Annotated in this window: 14 protein-coding genes and 1 pseudogene; 4 read left to right on the forward strand and 11 right to left on the reverse strand. The window is 46.1% G+C overall.

The annotated features are described in order from the left end of the window. Window positions 1–107 precede the first annotated feature (107 nt). From VCHENC03_RS28245 to hemB, 4 genes are all read right to left on the reverse strand, one after another. Window positions 108–155: a hypothetical protein gene (locus VCHENC03_RS28245; protein WP_438356636.1), complete on the reverse strand. Its 48-nt coding sequence runs from the start codon at window positions 153–155 to the stop codon at window positions 108–110. 193 nt (window positions 156–348) lie between these two features. Further along, a complete protein-coding gene (gene polA, locus VCHENC03_RS00540) occupies window positions 349–3,141 on the reverse strand; it encodes a DNA polymerase I (RefSeq protein WP_009707988.1) in 2,793 nt (930 codons plus the stop codon). A 621-nt stretch (window positions 3,142–3,762) separates the two neighbouring features. Further along, the gene (locus tag VCHENC03_RS00535) at window positions 3,763–4,197 is read right to left on the reverse strand and encodes a GNAT family N-acetyltransferase (protein ID WP_009707989.1); all 435 of its coding nucleotides are present in this window, start codon (window positions 4,195–4,197) and stop codon (window positions 3,763–3,765) included. 125 nt (window positions 4,198–4,322) lie between these two features. Further along, a complete protein-coding gene (hemB, locus tag VCHENC03_RS00530) occupies window positions 4,323–5,384 on the reverse strand; it encodes a porphobilinogen synthase (RefSeq protein ID WP_009707990.1) in 1,062 nt (353 codons plus the stop codon). 186 nt (window positions 5,385–5,570) lie between these two features. Here hemB and VCHENC03_RS00525 point away from each other — a divergent pair, with 186 nt between their 5' ends. After that, window positions 5,571–6,335, forward strand: coding sequence for a TatD family hydrolase (locus tag VCHENC03_RS00525; protein ID WP_009707991.1), 765 nt, complete (start codon window positions 5,571–5,573; stop codon window positions 6,333–6,335). A gap of 1,057 nt (window positions 6,336–7,392) precedes the next feature. On the opposite strand, the gene tatC is transcribed toward VCHENC03_RS00525, so the two are convergent. From tatC to rmuC, 7 genes are all read right to left on the reverse strand, one after another. Next, entirely contained in the window at window positions 7,393–8,145 is a 753-nt protein-coding gene (gene tatC / locus VCHENC03_RS00520) for a twin-arginine translocase subunit TatC (protein ID WP_005434551.1), read from the reverse strand. A 68-nt stretch (window positions 8,146–8,213) separates the two neighbouring features. Further along, a complete protein-coding gene (gene tatB / locus VCHENC03_RS00515; RefSeq protein WP_005430029.1) occupies window positions 8,214–8,612 on the reverse strand; it encodes a Sec-independent protein translocase protein TatB in 399 nt (132 codons plus the stop codon). Window positions 8,613–8,615: 3 nt separating this feature from the next. After that, a complete protein-coding gene (gene tatA, locus VCHENC03_RS00510; RefSeq protein WP_005429959.1) occupies window positions 8,616–8,864 on the reverse strand; it encodes a Sec-independent protein translocase subunit TatA in 249 nt (82 codons plus the stop codon). A 48-nt stretch (window positions 8,865–8,912) separates the two neighbouring features. Beyond that, the gene (gene ubiB, locus VCHENC03_RS00505; RefSeq protein WP_009707993.1) at window positions 8,913–10,547 is read right to left on the reverse strand and encodes a ubiquinone biosynthesis regulatory protein kinase UbiB; all 1,635 of its coding nucleotides are present in this window, start codon (window positions 10,545–10,547) and stop codon (window positions 8,913–8,915) included. Next, on the reverse strand, window positions 10,544–11,179 hold the full coding sequence (locus VCHENC03_RS00500; protein WP_005448553.1) for a ubiquinone biosynthesis accessory factor UbiJ: 636 nt from the start codon (window positions 11,177–11,179) through the stop codon (window positions 10,544–10,546). The genes ubiB and VCHENC03_RS00500 overlap by 4 nt, the downstream gene beginning before the upstream one ends. An 11-nt stretch (window positions 11,180–11,190) precedes the next feature. Then, on the reverse strand, window positions 11,191–11,970 hold the full coding sequence (ubiE, locus tag VCHENC03_RS00495; protein WP_005434558.1) for a bifunctional demethylmenaquinone methyltransferase/2-methoxy-6-polyprenyl-1,4-benzoquinol methylase UbiE: 780 nt from the start codon (window positions 11,968–11,970) through the stop codon (window positions 11,191–11,193). Window positions 11,971–12,048: 78 nt separating this feature from the next. Then, entirely contained in the window at window positions 12,049–13,581 is a 1,533-nt protein-coding gene (gene rmuC, locus VCHENC03_RS00490; protein WP_009707994.1) for a DNA recombination protein RmuC, read from the reverse strand. Window positions 13,582–13,750: 169 nt separating this feature from the next. Here rmuC and VCHENC03_RS00485 point away from each other — a divergent pair, with 169 nt between their 5' ends. The 3 genes and pseudogenes from VCHENC03_RS00485 to VCHENC03_RS28085 all read left to right on the forward strand — a co-directional run. Continuing rightward, on the forward strand, window positions 13,751–14,659 hold the full coding sequence (locus VCHENC03_RS00485) for a DMT family transporter (RefSeq protein ID WP_032803156.1): 909 nt from the start codon (window positions 13,751–13,753) through the stop codon (window positions 14,657–14,659). 196 nt (window positions 14,660–14,855) lie between these two features. Beyond that, window positions 14,856–17,303, forward strand: coding sequence for a sensor domain-containing protein (locus VCHENC03_RS00480; RefSeq protein ID WP_009707996.1), 2,448 nt, complete (start codon window positions 14,856–14,858; stop codon window positions 17,301–17,303). A gap of 81 nt (window positions 17,304–17,384) precedes the next feature. Continuing rightward, window positions 17,385–18,064 (forward strand): annotated as a pseudogene (locus VCHENC03_RS28085) (IS3 family transposase); the annotation flags it as partial.

Raw genomic sequence — 18,064 nt, forward strand, 5'->3', positions numbered from 1 at the left:
AAAAGAGAAGATTTTTGAGGGTTTAGTTTAACTTGCTGATCCAAAAGAAAAATTTTCTTTCGCCCAATAAAAAACGCCCCAGTCAAAAACTGACTGGGGCGGCTGAATCAGCCTAATCCAATAACGTGAAACAAAAGGTCTGAAAGATAGAACATCTTACCTCTGTACCCTACGAGAGATAATGTACAACAATTGGTCAGATTTGCAAAGAACTTTTGTAGTTTTTTTTCATGAAAGTTTTATTAAGCAACATTAAATCTCAGATGTGATTTGCTTTTTTAATGACACAAAAAAGCCAGCGTTTGTGCGCTGGCTCATACTAAATAGGATAAATTGGCTTAAAAATGACTAGTGTGCTTGATCCCAGTTGTCACCGTGACCCGCTTCCGCCACTAGAGGCACTTTCAGTTCTGCTGCAGATTCCATCAAATTCTGTACTTTACTTTCAATTTCGGACAAAGACGACTCTTCAACTTCAAACACCAGTTCATCGTGTACTTGCATCAGAAGTTTCACTCGACCGTTGCCTTCTTCTTGAATCCATTGATCAACCAGTAACATCGCTTTCTTGATGATGTCCGCTGCGGTGCCTTGCATCGGTGCGTTGATCGCTGCACGTTCTGCCGCTTTACGACGCATACCGTTACGAGATTGAATTTCAGGAAGGTGCAAGCGACGACCAAAGATAGTCTCGACGAAGCCTTGCTCTGAAGCCGCACTGCGCGTGTCTTCCATGTACTGCATCACGCCAGGGTAGCGCTCGAAGTACTTGTCCATGTAGGCTTGTGCTTCACCACGAGGAATACCCAGTTGCTTCGCCAAACCAAATGCACTCATGCCGTAGATTAGACCGAAGTTAACCGCTTTCGCACGGCGACGTTGCTCACTTGAAACGTCTTCAATAGAAACGCCCATGATTTCTGCTGCGGTTGCCGCGTGGATATCTTTGCCGTCACGGAACGCATCAAGCAGCGCTTGGTCACCAGATAGGTGCGCCATAATACGTAATTCAATTTGAGAGTAGTCGACTGCCAGAATCTTATAACCTGTAGGTGCAACGAATGCCTGACGAATACGACGACCTTCTTCATTACGGATTGGGATGTTCTGCAAGTTAGGATCGGTTGAAGATAGACGACCCGTTGCGGTCACTGCTTGGTGGTAAGAAGTATGCACACGACCCGTTGATGGGTTGATCATCTTCGGCAACTTATCAGTGTACGTTGATTTTAGCTTCGCCAGACCACGGTATTCCAAAATCAGTTTTGGTAGTGGGTAATCCAGAGCCAGCTCTTGCAGCACTTCTTCATTAGTAGAAGGTGTGCCTGATGGCGTCTTCTTGATAACTGGTAGACCCATTTTCTCAAACAGAAGCGCTTGCAGTTGCTTCGGCGAGTTCATATTGAACTCTTGTTCTGCAATCTCGTACGCCTTTTGCTCAAGCTCATCCAGACGTGCCGCGATCTCTACCGACTGCGCGCTAAGCTTCATATCATCAATCAACACACCCGTGCGCTCAATGCGAGACAGCACTGGCACGAGTGGCATTTCGATTTCTTCGTATACGGTTTTTAGCTTTTCATCTTGTTCGATGTTGGCAAACAAACGGTTATGTAGACGAAGTGTCACGTCTGCATCTTCTGCAGCATATGGTGAAGCTTCATCCAGATCGATTTGGTTGAAGGTCAGTTGGTTTTTACCTTTACCTGCAATTTGCTCGAATGAAATGCAGCTGTGCTGTAGGAAGCGTAGTGCCAAGCTGTCCATATCGTGCTTGCCGCCTACACTGTTGTAGACGTAAGACGCCAACATGGTGTCGTGCTTGATGCCTTTAATATCAATGCCGTAGCGAGCCAGCACAGACGCATCGTATTTTAGGTTTTGACCGACTTTCGCCTGAGCCTCATCTTCAAGAATCGGCTTCAACTGTTCCAGTACCCAATCACGATCCAGCTGCTGAGGCGCATCTAGGTAGTCGTGAGCCACTGGTACATAAGCAGCAATGCCTTCGTCAGTTGCAAATGATAAACCAACCAAGTTTGCCACCATGTAATCTAGGCTGTCAGTTTCGGTATCAAACGCAAATAATTCAGACGCTTTTAGTTTGTCTAACCAAGCATTAAATGAAGTTTCATCTAGGATGGTTTCGTATTGGCTACGGTCGATTTTTACTGCTGAGGTGTCCATATCTGCTTTAGATGAAGCAGAACCTCCACGCGCTGCGCCAGTTGATTCATCCGCTTCAACTACACCTGTGCCGCCTTCTAATAGCTCGTTCAACCAAGACTTGAACGTCAACTGACCGTACAGTTTGATCAGCTCATCTGTACTTGGTTCTGTTTTTAGCAATGATTCTGGCGTCTCTTCCAGCTCTACATCCAGCTTGATGGTGGCAAGCTCGTAAGACAGCATTGCGTTGTCTTTGTTGTCGACTAGCTTCTTGGCCATGGTTTTTGAACCACGGAAGCCAAGCGCAGCGATATCGTCGAGGTTTTCATACAGCTTTGTCAGACCGCCAATGCCTTGCAGCAAAGCCGTTGCCGTTTTATCACCCACACCCGGAACGCCAGGAATGTTATCGACTTTATCGCCCATCAACGCTAGGTAGTCGATGATCAATTCAGGTGGGATACCAAACTTCTCAACCACACCTTCACGATCCATCACAACGTTTGTCATGGTGTTGATCAACGTAACGTTGTCATCCACCAACTGCGCCATATCTTTATCGCCAGTACTGATCAAAACAGGCATGCCTTGTTGCGATGCTTGATAAGCCAGAGTACCAATCACGTCATCGGCTTCTACGCCTGGAATACAGATCAATGGCAGACCCATAGCGCGAATAACGTTGTGCAGAGGTTCAATCTGGCAACGAAGATCGTCCGGCATTGGTGGACGATTCGCTTTGTATTCCGGGTACATATCGTCACGGAAGGTTTTACCCTTCGCATCGAAAACCACTGCGATACGATCAGAAGCAAACTGACGCATCATGCTGCGTAACATGTTCACTACACCGTAAACTGCGTTAGTTGGAATTTCACCGTTACTCATCGTGCCTGGGTAAGCGTGAAAAGCGCGATATAGATAAGAAGAGCCGTCGATCAGAATCAACGGATTTTCAGGAATACTTGCCATAATTGTCTGTATCCAAATCAGTACTTAATAGATCTGCTTAGAATGCCATGACTGCTGATCCGAATCTATCTTGTTCGCTCGATCAAGGTCGCGGAAATTTTCCGATGTTATTCACGAAATTTGCACCTTCTTGTGGATAACTCTGTTTATAGAAATTATCCACTGGTTATCCAACGGAAATAAAACCAACAAAACACCAACGTAAGGCATTGTTTTTAATAAAAATAAATACCAACAGGCGAGAAGATCAACGATCCTAAAATGATCATGACATGTGGAAAAGTTGCCAATAGAGGCGTCAATTAGAAATCTCAGAAAAGAAAAAAGCGACCCAATTGGGTCGCCTAGCAGAAGTGGTGAAGCTATTTCCATTTATATGGCAGCTTAACCAAGAAGCTATAAATTACACTGGAAGCAATGTGAGCAATGTCGTGTCAAAAAGAATTCGTGCAAGTTCTGGGGAAAATGTTTCATTACCTTCTCAACACTCAGTTAATAAACCGCAGTTAATTAGCAATTCAACGTCCTTGTGAACTTTCCTCATTCCCTAAGACAGATTTAATAATAATGATTCTCATTTAACAGTCAATACCTAAATGAGAAAAAATCTCATTTATTTTTTTATAGCGCCTTAATGAAGTGGACTCGAGACTCACGCAAGTTGGTTTTTTCTTCAAATTTTTCAATGATATAGTCATTTCTTAGCAACAAACGAAGCATGGCAGGAAATTGATTGCGTGATTTCACTTTTAACGTTTTGTAGCCTTGCTCAGCGACCCAATCTTCTTGTGCTTCCAATAACATCTGCGCCACACCTTCATTGCGCGCTTCTGGGGCCACGCCACCAAACCAGCTGTAGAAGGTGTAATCATCTAATTCGTAGCCAATTTTAAAACCAAGGATCGCCCCAGCTTTCTCAGCCACTAAGATTAGGCTCTTTTTCTCTCCAAGGCGCTCCGCCATGGATTCAACCGTCTCACCACGTGCAAACTCAGTAACACGAGCCACCACTTGGATCGCTTCTTCCAGCGTGCCTTCACGAATCAGCATTGTCATTGTCTTACTCTCCAGAAATAAATATACCCAAGTAACTTCAAGCCGTGTGTATTCCGTCTTGAGGTTACTTGGGTATATTCAGACCGACAACAATTGTCGGTCTGGTTTTTCTCATTGAGCGATAATTACTCGTCTGTCGCTTCTTGAGTCTTTACTAGGTGCTCTGCAGTTTGTGCGTTTTCTTCCGCTAACCACTCTGCTACATCTTTCGCGAAGTAAGTCAGGATGCCATCCGCACCGGCACGTTTGAAGCAAAGCAGAGATTCCATCACGGTCTCACGCTCTTTCAGCCAGCCATTCATGATGGCTGCTTTATGCATCGCGTACTCACCAGAAACTTGGTAAGCGAACGTTGGAACTTGAAGCTCAGTCTTAACACGACGAACCACATCAAGGTAAGGCATACCTGGCTTAACCATCACCATGTCTGCGCCTTCATTGATATCAAGAGCCACTTCGTGTAGCGCTTCATCCGTGTTCGCAGGGTCCATTTGGTAGTTTTTCTTGTTGCCGCCTTTTAGGTTCGCTGATGAACCAACTGCATCACGGAATGGACCGTAGTAGTTTGATGCGTACTTCGCAGAGTAAGCCATAATTTGAGTATGGATGTGACCCGCTTCTTCTAGCGCTTCACGGATTTTGCCGATACGACCATCCATCATGTCTGATGGTGCAACCACGTCTGCGCCCGCTTCTGCGTGAGACAGCGCTTGTTTTACAAGTACTTCGGTTGTCTCATCATTCATCACGTAGCCATCTTCATCGATGATGCCATCTTGGCCGTGAGTCGTGAACGGGTCGAGTGCCACGTCTGTGATCACACCGATTTGAGGCACATGTTCTTTTAATGCACGTACTGCGCGCTGAACCAAACCTTCTGGGTTGTAAGCTTCAGCAGCACATAAGCTTTTAGCGTCTTGGTTTACGACAGGGAAAAGCGCGATTGCTGGTACGCCTAGGTTTGCTAGGTATTGTGCTTCTTCTAGCATTAAATCAATCGACAAACGTTCTACACCCGGCATCGATTCAACACTTTCACGACGATCTTTACCCATCAGAATGAACATTGGGTAAATCAAATCGTTTACTGAAACTTGGTTTTCAGCCATTAGACGACGACTAAAATCGTGCTTACGCATACGACGCATACGGCGTGCAGGGAATGGACCTTGAATTGATACAGACACCACTTTCTCCTTGTCTGGAAGGTTACGATGATCAAATCATCTGGTGGCAAAATCATATCACTCTTGATGCACCTTGCGAGCAGCAATATGGAAAAACGGCATGAAAAAAACCGAAAATGACCCCGCACTCACACTCAAGTATACTTCTCACTAATTCCATACACCGATGAACCATAGAGACCAATCATGATCGATACTCACGCTCATATTTACGCTAGCGAATTTGATAACGACCGCGACGAGGTAGTGAAGCGCGCTTTAGAACAAGGCATTGATAGAATTTTGCTGCCGAACATCGATCTTGAGTCTATTGAGCCGATGCTAAAAACTGAAGCAGCTTATCCTGAGGTCTGTCGTTCGATGATGGGTCTACATCCGTGTTACGTCGATGGCAATGTCGAGCAAACACTGGAAATCATCCGCGGCTGGTTTGAAAAGCATAACTTCATTGCAGTGGGTGAAATCGGTATCGACCTGTACTGGGATAAAACTTTCCGCGCAGAACAAGAGATGGCGTTTGTGACTCAGTTAAACTGGGCAAAAGAGATGAATTTACCTGTCGTTATCCACACTCGTGACTCAATCGAAGAAACGCTGACTTTACTTCGTCAAGAACAAGACGGCAGCTTGCGTGGTGTATTCCACTGTTTTGGTGGCAGCGTAGAAGAAGCGCAAGCAATCAATGCGCTTGGGTTCCACTTAGGTCTGGGCGGTGTATCAACCTTCAAAAACGGTGGTATGGATAAGGTTATCCCGCATCTGGACATGAATTGGGTGATTCTAGAAACAGACTGCCCTTACCTTGCGCCGGTACCACATCGTGGTAAGCGCAACGAGCCAGCTTATACGTCTCTAGTGGCGGCGCGAGTGGCCGAACTGCGCGAGGAAAGCCTTGAAGCGATTGACGCTCTGACGACCAAAAACGCAGAAGCGCTGTTTAACTTAGACTAAGATCTGCACTTATATAAGTTACAATCAAACATTCTCTTATATTTCATAGCATTATATTTGAAAGTATAAATAACGTGCTATTGAGATGTAACTCCTGCCCTTCTTAAAATATTGCCCACACATTCGACAAGGTGGGCAATCGATGAATACTTGCCAACATGGTATTTACTTAAAACGTCAAAAACGCACCCTACTGCAAAAGCTTATGGGCATCAAAGAGCTCTACGTGTGCACTAAATGCGGATATATCATTAAAGTGAAGTAACAACGAGACAATGGTTCAGAATTGTTATGTAAATTAGTGACAAACAAGACACTTACACAAAAACATAATGAACATCGCATACGTTAAGAGAGAGTCTTAACAAATTCCTCAGTCTCGTAAACAAGACAAAATCTTTACCTATACTTGCTCACGCATACTCATAAAAATGAATATGGAAGTCATATAATGTGTGAACATGGAATCTACCTAAAACGTCGGCAACGAACTTTTCTAGAAAAAATCTTAGGCATTAAGGAAGTATATGTCTGCTCTAAATGTGGGCATGTCCTTAAGCTGAGATAATTGGCTCAGTCCAATCCAACCGCAATAAGGCGGCTCTTCATGGGTCGCCTTTCCCGCTCTCTCACACCTTCAATAATTACAAGTCGTTACACAGTCAAACTCACTCCACCTAACAACCTTTAAACTCGTTTAAAACGTGCACCATACTTCCACCCCAACTAATTGGAACTTTATTCTGTTAAATGTGACCGTATTGATTTGGTAGATAACCTACTGAATCACATATAGAAGCCTCATTTAACATTGGAATTAACATCACATAAAGTCTTCCAAATAAACAACAATAAAAGTAGGGATATATATGTGCAAACATGGAGGTTACTTACAACGTCGTCAACGCAGGCTTTGGGAGAAATTAGTGGGGATTAAAGAGGTGTATGTTTGCTCACGATGTGGATACATAAAGCGCGTGAGATAACTTGGCTAGGTTTTGAAAATACAAAAAAAGCGGCTATAACAAAGCCGCTTTTCTATAGTACGAAGCAAAGGTTACTCTTCAGCTTCCGTCTCTTCTGCTTCATCTTTACGTGTGTAGAAACGAGCGAAGAACAAACCCACCTCAAACAGCAAACACATAGGGATTGCCAGTAGGGTCTGAGAGATCATGTCTGGTGGTGTAAGTAACATACCGACAATAAACGCACACACGATAATGTATGGACGTTTCTCTTTCAGATCTTGTGGTGTGGTCGCGCCAGTCCAACATAGCAAGATGATCGCTACAGGTACTTCAAACGCGATACCAAACGCCATAAACAGCGCCAGCACAAAGTCGAGGTAACTTGAGATGTCGGTTGCGAACTCTACCCCACCAAGAGAGATAGCGGTAAAGAAGCCAAACACCAGCGGGAATACCACGAAGTAGGCAAACGCCACACCGCAGTAGAACAACAGTGAGCTAGAGAACAGCAATGGCATGATCAATCGACGTTCATGCTTGTACAAACCTGGCGCGACAAAAGCCCATACTTGGTACAAGATAAACGGCACCGCAATAAACACCGAAGCAATCAAGGTTAGCTTCAAAGGTGTGAAAAACGGTGAAGCCACATCAGTTGCGATCATCGTTGCACCTTCAGGTAGGCGTTCTACCAAAGGCGCTGAAACAAACTCGTAGATGTGGTTAGAGAAGTAAATTAGTCCAACAAACACCACCAGTACTGCAGCAATGGCTTTAAGCAGTCGGTTGCGAAGTTCTAATAAATGACTAATTAAAGGTTGTGTCTGCTCGACGGTAGACATGGCAAACCTCTTTTTTAAAACCTGATCAAAAAGGAGCTACCAATCACTAGTAGCTCCTCCTAATGAGACTATTCGGCTTTCTTATCTGCCGCTGTAACCTTAATCTCTTCCGCTTTCTCAACGGTTTCAGTCGCTGGTGCCTCTTGTTTAGGCTCCGCTTCTGATTTGGTTGGCTCCGCGTAAGGGCGGTTTACAGATTGCGCCGCTTTCTTCAATTCTTCGACCGAAGATTTCAGCTCAGGAGATAGATCATCCATCCCCATTTGCTCAGCTTTGCGCAAGTTTTCTTGCAGTTCTTGAACTTTCAGCTCGTGTGACAACTCGTCTTTGACGCTATTTGCCATACTCTTAGCTGCTCCGACAAAACGAGAGACACTGCGGATGGCATGTGGCAAACGCTCTGGACCAAGAACAACCAGACCAACAACAGATATTAATACCAGTTCCCAAAAACCGATATCAAACACGTTTTACGCCTGCTCTTTGTCTTTTTTCGATTCAGGAGCTGCTTCTTTCTTTTGCTGCTCTTCTAGACTTTTTGGCTCGAAGTCTGCGTCTTTGTCGTCTTTCTTCGCAGGCTCATCTTCGCTCATTGCTTTTTTGAAGCCCTTAACGGCACCACCCAGATCGCCACCGATACCGCGTAGTTTCTTAGTTCCGAATAGCAATACAACAATTACAGCAATGATTAGAAGTTGCCAAACACTGATACCACCCATTCTTTTTACCTCGGGTCTTTAAACAAAATTATTTCAAGAGTTTAACGTCTATCGACGATAAGCTCGCCAACTAAGCAACCAAAATGTGACCCCTGCGATACCGCTAGCGATCGATAGCTGCTCATAAGCGTTATCCACCAATATTGCCGAGCATACGACTAAAGTGGCTCCAACGCCAAATAAAAACTTTCCTGTCGCCTGCTGACGCTTGCTGTGACGGTAACCTTGGTAAAGCTGATCCATGCGTTGATTCATGGCTTTACCTTGTTTAAGGCTATCGTAAAGCAGCTCCGGCAGTTCCGGTAACTTCTCTGCCCAAAACGGCGCGCGGTCTTTAATGGCATTCACTAAAGCTTGCGGACCGACTTGGTTCATCATCCATTCTTCAAGGAACGGTTTCGCGGTCTCCCACAAATCTAGTTGCGGGTACAACTGGCGACCCAGTCCTTCGACGTACAACAGCGTTTTTTGTAGCAATACAAGCTGCGGCTGCACTTCCATATTGAATCGACGCGCAGTGTTAAATAGGTTCAACAGTACGTGACCGAAAGAGATTTCACACAGTGGTTTAGCAAAGATTGGCTCACACACAATGCGAATCGCAAATTCAAATTCATCGACATTGGTATCGGCAGGTACCCACCCCGAATCAACGTGCAACTCCGCTACGCGGCGGTAGTCACGATTGAAGAAAGCGAGGAAGTTTTCCGCCAGATAACGTTTGTCTTCACTATTAAGTGTACCAACGATCCCGCAATCCAGCCCAATCCACATCGGATTCTCTGGATGCTCCGGCTTAACGAACACGTTGCCCGGGTGCATGTCGGCATGGAAAAAGCTGTCTCGGAACACCTGAGTGAAGAACACACTCACCCCGCGTTCTGCGAGCAATTTCATATTGGTGCCATTCGCTTCCAAGCCTTCAATATCAGAGACTTGGATACCATATATTCGCTCAGAAACCATGACAGTTTCATTACTAAAGTCAGGAAAAACTTCTGGTACGTAAAGCTCTTCACTGCCTTCGAAGTTGCGACGCAGTTGGATCGCGTTCGCCGCTTCACGACGCAAATCGAGTTCATCAAGTAAGGTTTTTTCGTACTCACGAACCACTTCAACTGGTTTCAAACGACGTGCTTCAGGCATCGCTCCGGCGACTATACGCGCCATTCGGTGCATCAGTTTTAGATCTGAATCAATGACCGGACGAATATCTGGACGGATGACCTTTAATACCACTTCTTGGTTAGTGTCTTTTAATCGGGCCGTATGTACCTGAGCAATCGACGCAGACGCTAACGGTTTGATATCGAATTCAGTAAACCAGTTTTCTAATGGATCGCCCAGAGCGAGTTCCATTTGTTCTTTCGCTAACTGCCCATCAAATGGCGCAACTTGGTCTTGCAAAAGTGCAAGAGGATCAGCGATATGCGGAGGGAAAAGGTCACGGCGAGTCGACATCATCTGACCGAACTTAATCCAAACTGGACCAAGTTCTTGTAGAGCGAGACGAAGGCGTTCACCCAGCGGTTTTTCTGGGTGCTTGTTCTTCATCCAGAATAGGCTTTTGCGCATCAAAAGCGGCGCTTTGGTCAGTTGATGATCGGGCAACAACTCATCCAAGCCGTATTCCAGCTGAACTTTAATGATGTGGTATAAGCGCTTTATTTCTGCTGGCGTCATGAGTTCTCCAGCGCAGGCTTATCCGAATCGAACTTGTTTAGTAATGCGTTTAGACGCGCTTCAACGCGAGAAGCTTGGCTACGAACGTCATCCACTTGGTCACAGAAGTGGGCAATTTCTAGCGGTGCTGGTGCCAGTTTCCACTCTTCAGTTACTACTTGAGCAAGATGACGCTGGTGTTTTTCTGCTTGAGAAGCAAAGAAACCGCCGACGTTCTTGGTACCTTGCACAAAAGTATGAGCCACGACATCACCTGTTACGCGAGACAGCCACTCTTCGATATCAGGTTTGCAATCCACCATCAATTGAGAGAATTTCTGTGCCAATTGGATGTCACCTTCAAGTTCAAGTTTATCTTGCTTGATAAGGCGAGTGATGTTGGCTTGATCGCGCAACTCAGGCAGGACGCTTAGATTCAGTGACAGATAACAATCTGGCTGACCTTCGTAGTTGCCCAAAACATCGATTTGCTGGCTGAAGATGAACGTCAGTGTCTTATTGATTTCTTTCAGATGAATTTGAATCACCTGACCTTTAAGACGTGACAAACGACGACCCAATTCAGGATCGTCTTTAATCAGCGTATTTAGTGTCGTTTCAATAACGGCAGTGATAAGAGGTTCAAATGGCATACCGCTTATCCTTAGAATTTGTAGCCGCGGTGCAGCGCCACAATACCGCCCGTTAGGTTGTAGTATTTGGTGTTTTCGAAGCCCGCTTCTTTCATCATGCCTTCCAGCGTGTCTTGATCTGGGTGCATGCGGATAGATTCTGCTAGGTAACGGTAGCTGTCTGCGTCATTCGCCACTAGTTCACCCATTTTTGGCAATAGGTGGAATGAGTACGCGTCGTACACTTTTGATAGTGGGTCTAGGATTGGTTTTGAGAACTCAAGCACCAACAAACGACCACCTGGCTTCAATACGCGGAACATAGAGCGCAGCGCTTTGTCTTTATCGGTGACGTTACGTAGACAGAAGCTAATCGTGATCACGTCGAAGTAATCATCTGGGAATGGCAGTTCTTCTGCGTTCGCTTGAACGTAATGCACGTTACCCACAATGCCGTTGTCGCGCAGTTTGTCACGACCCACATTCAGCATTGAGTTGTTGATGTCCGCTAGGATCACGTGACCTTGGTCGCCAACAATGCGCGAGAATTTCGCCGTTAAATCGCCAGTACCACCACCTAGATCGAGAACGCGTTGTCCCGGACGAGCGCCACTGCAATCAATAGTAAAACGCTTCCAAAGGCGATGAACGCCACCTGACATCAGGTCATTCATGATGTCGTATTTTGCTGCCACTGAGTGGAAAACTTCGGCAACTTTGGTCACTTTTTCGTCTTTTGCCACTGTGGTAAAACCAAAGTGGGTAGTGTCGTTATCTAACGCTGTATTTGATTGCACACTTGTGTCCGTCATTCTGATTCCTCTTGGGCAGCACTTTCTCACTTCGGGGCGGTTGATAACAAATAGGGTCGCCCACTGTACTGCGGGCGATTAGTTTACTTTATCCTCAGCCGGATGTCTTTCTACTAAAGAAGCATTTTCCGAAAATGACTCTGTCTGCGCCAACTGAGCAAGATCTGGCGAGATTGGACGTTTTACTTCCACTCCTAGTTGCTTAAAGCTTTCCGCTTGACGAATCACGTTGCCACGCCCTGTCGCTAGCTTATTCATTGCCCCTTGGTACGTTTGGTTGGCTTTGTCTAATGCGCCGCCCAGCCCTTCCATGTCATCAATGAACAAGCGTAGTTTGTCGTACAGCTTCGCCGCTCGTTCCGCGATCAATTGGGCGTTTTCGTTTTGACGCTCGTTACGCCACAAATTATCTATCGTACGTAGCGCCACCAGCAAAGTGGTAGGGCTGACCAAAATAATGTTTTGTTCCATCGCATCTTTAACCAAGCTTGGGTCGGCTTGAATCGCGACTTGGAATGCTGGCTCTACCGGAATAAACATCAATACGTAGTCTAAGCTCTGGATGCCTTTTAGCTGATGGTAATCTTTAAGGCTCAAGCCTTTGATGTGGGCGCGCAGCGCGGCTAAGTGATCGCTCAACGCCTGCTCTCGTTGAATGTCGCTCTCTGCGTTGAAGTAGCGCTCGTACGCCACCAGCGCCATTTTTGAATCAACCACCACTTGTTTGTTTTGCGGTAAGTGAACAATCACATCCGGTTGATAGCGTTTGCCCGCTTCGTTTTGCAAGCTCACCTGAGTTTGGTACTCGTGCCCTTCACGTAAACCAGATTCTGCCAATACACGAGCCAGAACCACTTCACCCCAGTTGCCCTGCTGCTTGTTGTCACCTTTCAGAGCTTGAGTCAGATTGACCGCTTCTCGGGTCATGTGCTCGTTCAAGCGTTGCAGGTTCTTCAACTCATGCACCAAGGTGTGACGCTCTTTGGCTTCTTGACTAAAGCTGTCGTTGACTTGCTTTTTGAACCCTTCTAACTGCTCTTTAAGTGGAGACAGCAAACCTTCCAAACTCTGACGGTTTTGCATGTCGACTTTGGCGGTTTTCTCTTCAAATAACTGATTCGCTAAGTGTTCAAATTGCTGCTTCAAACGCACTTCTGCTTGCTCAAGAATTTGCAGTTTTTCTGCATTGGCTTGGTTGATTTGCTCGTGGCGCGCTTGCTGCTCACCAAGTTGGGTTTCAAGGCGCGATTTGTGCTCTCGCATCTGCCCTAGCTCATCAAAATACTGCTGACGCTCCTGTTTCACTGCTTCGAAATAGCGCAGCTTTTCCATCGCCGCCATCAATTTACCGTGAGTTTGGCGCACCTCGAATGCCGCTTTATCGCGCTCGTCATCAAGCTCATCCAATTCTTGCTGTGCTTCAGCGAGACTTTGCTTCACTTGTTCAAGTTGTTGTTGATGAAGCTGTTTTTCAGAGGAGAGCTGTTGTTCGAGCAATTGAGTTTGTGTGGCAAAGCGTTGTTTAACCCACCAACCCACTGCAACACCGCTGATGGTCGCGGTAAAAAGAGAAGACAGAATGAGAGATTGATGCTCAAGAATCCATTGCATAATAGCGAGTTAGCCTGTGTTTTTTATCTTTAATAATGGTATTTATATACTGGATAAATGTCCAGTTTGTTGGATGAAAAATCCTCGCATACACTAGGCGCTCCGTACAACATACTCACACCTGCTCAAACCAACAGCGATGAGCGGTACATCATCACACAGAGGCATCATGAACGAGCATCGCGCCCTAGGATTTGGGCTATCAGCGGTATTACTTTGGTCAACAGTAGCGACCGCATTTAAATTGACTTTGGCGGAATTCTCACCGATTCAGATGCTGACCATGGCGAGTATTGTCTCGGCTATCGCACTTATCGTGGTATGTGGCGTGCAGGGCAAGTTGAATCAGCTCAGTTCAACGTTTCTTGCCAATCCTTGGTACTACTTACTGCTCGGATTGATTAACCCACTGGCGTACTACCTCATCTTGTTTAAAGCCTACGACTTACTGCCAGCCTCCCAAGCGCAGGCAATCAACTACAGCTGGGCGATCACACTCACCTTGATGGCGGCGGTTTTCTTGGGTCAGAAGATCCGCAATAAAGACTGGATTGCTTGTGGTTTTAGTTATTTGGGCGTCATCGTAATTGCCACCAAAGGCAACGTGCTCGGACTGGAATTCGAAAGTCCGCTTGGTGTGGGGTTAGCGCTACTTTCAACTTTGCTTTGGGCAAGTTACTGGATTCTCAACACCAAAAACAAAGCCGATCCTGTGGTGGGCGTGCTATTGGGCTTTCTGGTTGCGATTCCGTTTGCGATTGGTTTAAGCATTTATGAAGGCGCGGACTGGAGCCAAATCACCCCGAAAGGTTGGGCTGCAGTGACTTATGTTGGTCTGTTTGAGATGGGCGTAACTTTCGTATTGTGGCTAACGGCACTCAAACTCACCGAGAACACCGCACGCATCAGCAACCTAATTTTCGCTTCACCATTCATCTCGCTCATGCTGCTTGCCACCATCATTGGTGAAGAGATTCACCCATCCACTTTGATTGGCTTAGTGCTGATCATCAGCGGCTTGGTGATTCAACAAGTGAAGTTCGGCAAAAAGCAAAAACAGACGAATACCGCTCAATAATAACGTCCGAAACTATTGCAAAAATGAGACACGATTTATAAAAAAGAGAGCTAGCTAACAGTTTACTCGATTAATGAAGTGTTCCTTGCTTGGATTTGTTCGGGCTTTGGATACGATATAGCCAAAGCCCGATATGAACGCTGAGTCAGATGTTCACCATACTATTCCAAGGGCGTTTCAGGATGCTTTATTAATTATGTTTCGCTTCGCTATCTCCCCTGCATTGATGACAGACTGGAAACAGGCTCTACAACAATGCTGTGATGCCACACAGGCGCACGGTCAGCTTTATACTTTCAGCTACACTCGCCAATGGCGCTTGAGTGAGGTGGCGACATCGCCGCAACATCATCGTGAAGCCGTCGCGATTCTCGAACCTGCCACTGAGCACTTTACCTACCCTCAGCTTGTTGTTGAACAAACGCCCTTCCAAAACCAAACCTTGAGCTACTGCCCTGTATGGCTGCCAAGCGGTGAGCTGTTTGCTGCCTTTGCGTTGGTTCATCCAACTGAGCAAGATACTGTCATTTCTGGATGGTTAAGCGCATTGGCTGGACGCGTCGGCTTTGATGTTGCTCAGACTTACCATAAAGAGCAGCTGCGTCACGATGTTCAATTACCAGACTTACTGCCATCCCTGCAAGAATTCATTGATTGCTTAGAAGACCACACGTGGATAAAAAGCACCGATGGTCGCTACGCGATGACCAACCGCAGCGTTGAAGACTCTTGGCAAATGACGGGCAGTGAAATCGTTGGCAAGAATGATTTCGAGTTATTCAGCAGCCGTCGAGCGAAAAAGTTCATTGATACCGACCAGTTGGTGATCGCAACGGGCAGCCAAAACACGGTGGAAGAGTGCACCCTAATTGATGACAACAACAACCCAACCTGGTTGGAAACCATCAAATCGCCAATCCGTAATCAAACCGGAGAGCTAATTGGTATTTTGGGTATGACACGCAACGTCACTCGCCGAAAAATGGTGGAGACTCAGTTGTCATTGGCATCGAAAATCTTCGATAACTCCCACGAAGGGATGGTGATCACTGACCGCAAAGCCAACATTCTTGATGTAAACAGCGCCTTCACCCACATCACTGGTTATGCAGCAGAAGAAGTGATCGGTAAGAACCCGAATATCTTGCGTTCTGGGCATCACGACCGCGAGTTTTATCAACAGTTGTGGCGTCAGCTAGAAAGCAAAGGTCAGTGGAAAGGCGAGTTCATCAACCGTAAAAAAGATGGCAGCATTTATCCACAGCTCGCCACCATCAGTGCGGTGATGGACGATAAGAACCATTTGATCAACTACATTTGTGTGTTCGAAGACATCTCGGTACGTAAAGCGCACGAAGAAAAGCTGCAACGCATGGCGTTTTACGATCCATTGACCAACCTTCCTAACCGTACCCATTTGATCAGCTTACTAGAACAGCACATTGAGAACGGTCAGAAACATCAACACGCGTTTGCGACTCTGTTCCTTGATATCGACCACTTCAAGCACATCAACGACAGCATGGGGCACTTCTGTGGTGACCAACTGCTGACTAAACTCGCTGAACGTCTGCAAGATGTGCTGCACTTACGCGCTCATGTGGCACGTATCGGTGGCGATGAGTTTGTCATCATATTGCCGAATATCGAATCGGATTCGCAGCTGATCGACACTATTGAGGACATACTCTGCCTGTTCAATCGTCCTTTTGAAGTCAGCAAGAACGAATCTCTGCGCATCTCCACCAGCGTAGGCGTGGCGCGTTACCCACAAGACGGACAAGACAGCGAAACCTTGCTCAAGAACGCCGATACCGCCATGTACTTGGCGAAGAAAAATGGTCGCAACGGCTACGCATTCTACTCACCAGATTTGACCGACAAATCCGTGTCTCACGTGCGTATGCAGTCTGCTTTGCATGAAGCGATTGAGAAGAACCAACTTCATTTAGCTTACCAACCGCAATACAACTTAAACGCCAATGAACTGGTGGGCGTAGAAGCCCTGCTACGCTGGCAACATCCCGATCTTGGAATGATTTCTCCGGCAGATTTTATCCCGATTGCAGAGAAAACCGGCTTGATTCAAAGCATTGGTAAATGGGTCTTGGAGCAAGCTTGCTTGCAAGGTCGCGCGTGGTTGGATAACGGCATTGAATTTGGCAAGCTCGCGGTAAACGTATCGGCTCTTCAGCTACAACAATCAGACTTCATCAGCAAACTTGGGGGGATTCTCAAAGAGACCGGATTCCCGGCGCACCGTCTAGAGTTGGAAATCACAGAGAGTTTCCTACTTATCGACCCACAACAAGCCATCGCATCACTCAACTTGCTGCGCGAGCTCGGCATTGAAATCTCTCTTGATGACTTTGGCACCGGTTACTCGTCACTGTCTTACCTCAAAGGTTTGCCAATCAACAAATTGAAGATCGACCGCTCTTTCGTAAGCGATGTTCCAAGCAATACCGACAGCAATGCGATCGTGAATGCAATCATCGCGATGGGACAAACCCTGTCATTGAAAGTGGTCGCAGAAGGCATCGAAACCGACGAGCAAGCTCAATACCTATTCGAGCGCGGCTGTATCTACGGACAAGGCTTCCGCTTTAGCGCCCCAGTTCGCGCAGAGAAGTTATTTAAATAAAAAAGACCGAGCACTGGCTCGGTCTTTTTCAATTCTTTTTCTGTCTCGTCCTGAAATGTGTTTACACATTGAGGACTAATTATGACAACTTCAAATACATCCTACATTAAGCGCACTCAGCGTGATTACACACTAGGCTTTAAATTACAGGTCGTTGATGCCGTGGAAAAAGGCGAAATGACCTACAAACAAGCGCAAGCTGTTTATGGTATCCAAGGTCGCTCAACCGTTTTAACTTGGCTAAGAAAGCATGAAAAAATGGATTGGACGCATAACCCAAGGAAGAACGCCATGTATAAAACTACAAAGCCGAATGAGTCACCCGCTCAAAAAATTAAACGTCTTGAAAGAGAACTCGAAGACGAGCGGATAAGAAACCTGTTCTTGAATGAAGTCGTCGATATTCTTGACTCTGAGCATGGGACAAACCTGAGAAAAAAGTATCTTGCCAAGGAGCGAGAAGCCTTCAAAAACAGAAAGGACTCAGTTTAGCCAGAGTCTGCCGCTTATGTGGAATATCGAGACAAAGTGTTTACCAAAGAGAGAAACGAACAACTGCGCGGAAAATAGAAATCCAACCAGTAAAGGAAATGGTCCTAGAGTTGCGCCGTTATATGCCTCGAATTGGAACGGGAAAGCTACACTTTTTACTCAAACCAAAGCTGATAAAGGCTGGCATTAAGCTGGGTAGAGATGCACTTTTTGACTACTTACGTCATGAAAGGCTTCTTATTCGACCAAAGCGCAGCTATACAAAGACA

This window comes from Vibrio sp. HENC-03 (assembly GCF_000305755.2).
In the GTDB taxonomy this organism is placed as follows: Bacteria; Pseudomonadota; Gammaproteobacteria; order Enterobacterales; family Vibrionaceae; genus Vibrio; species Vibrio owensii.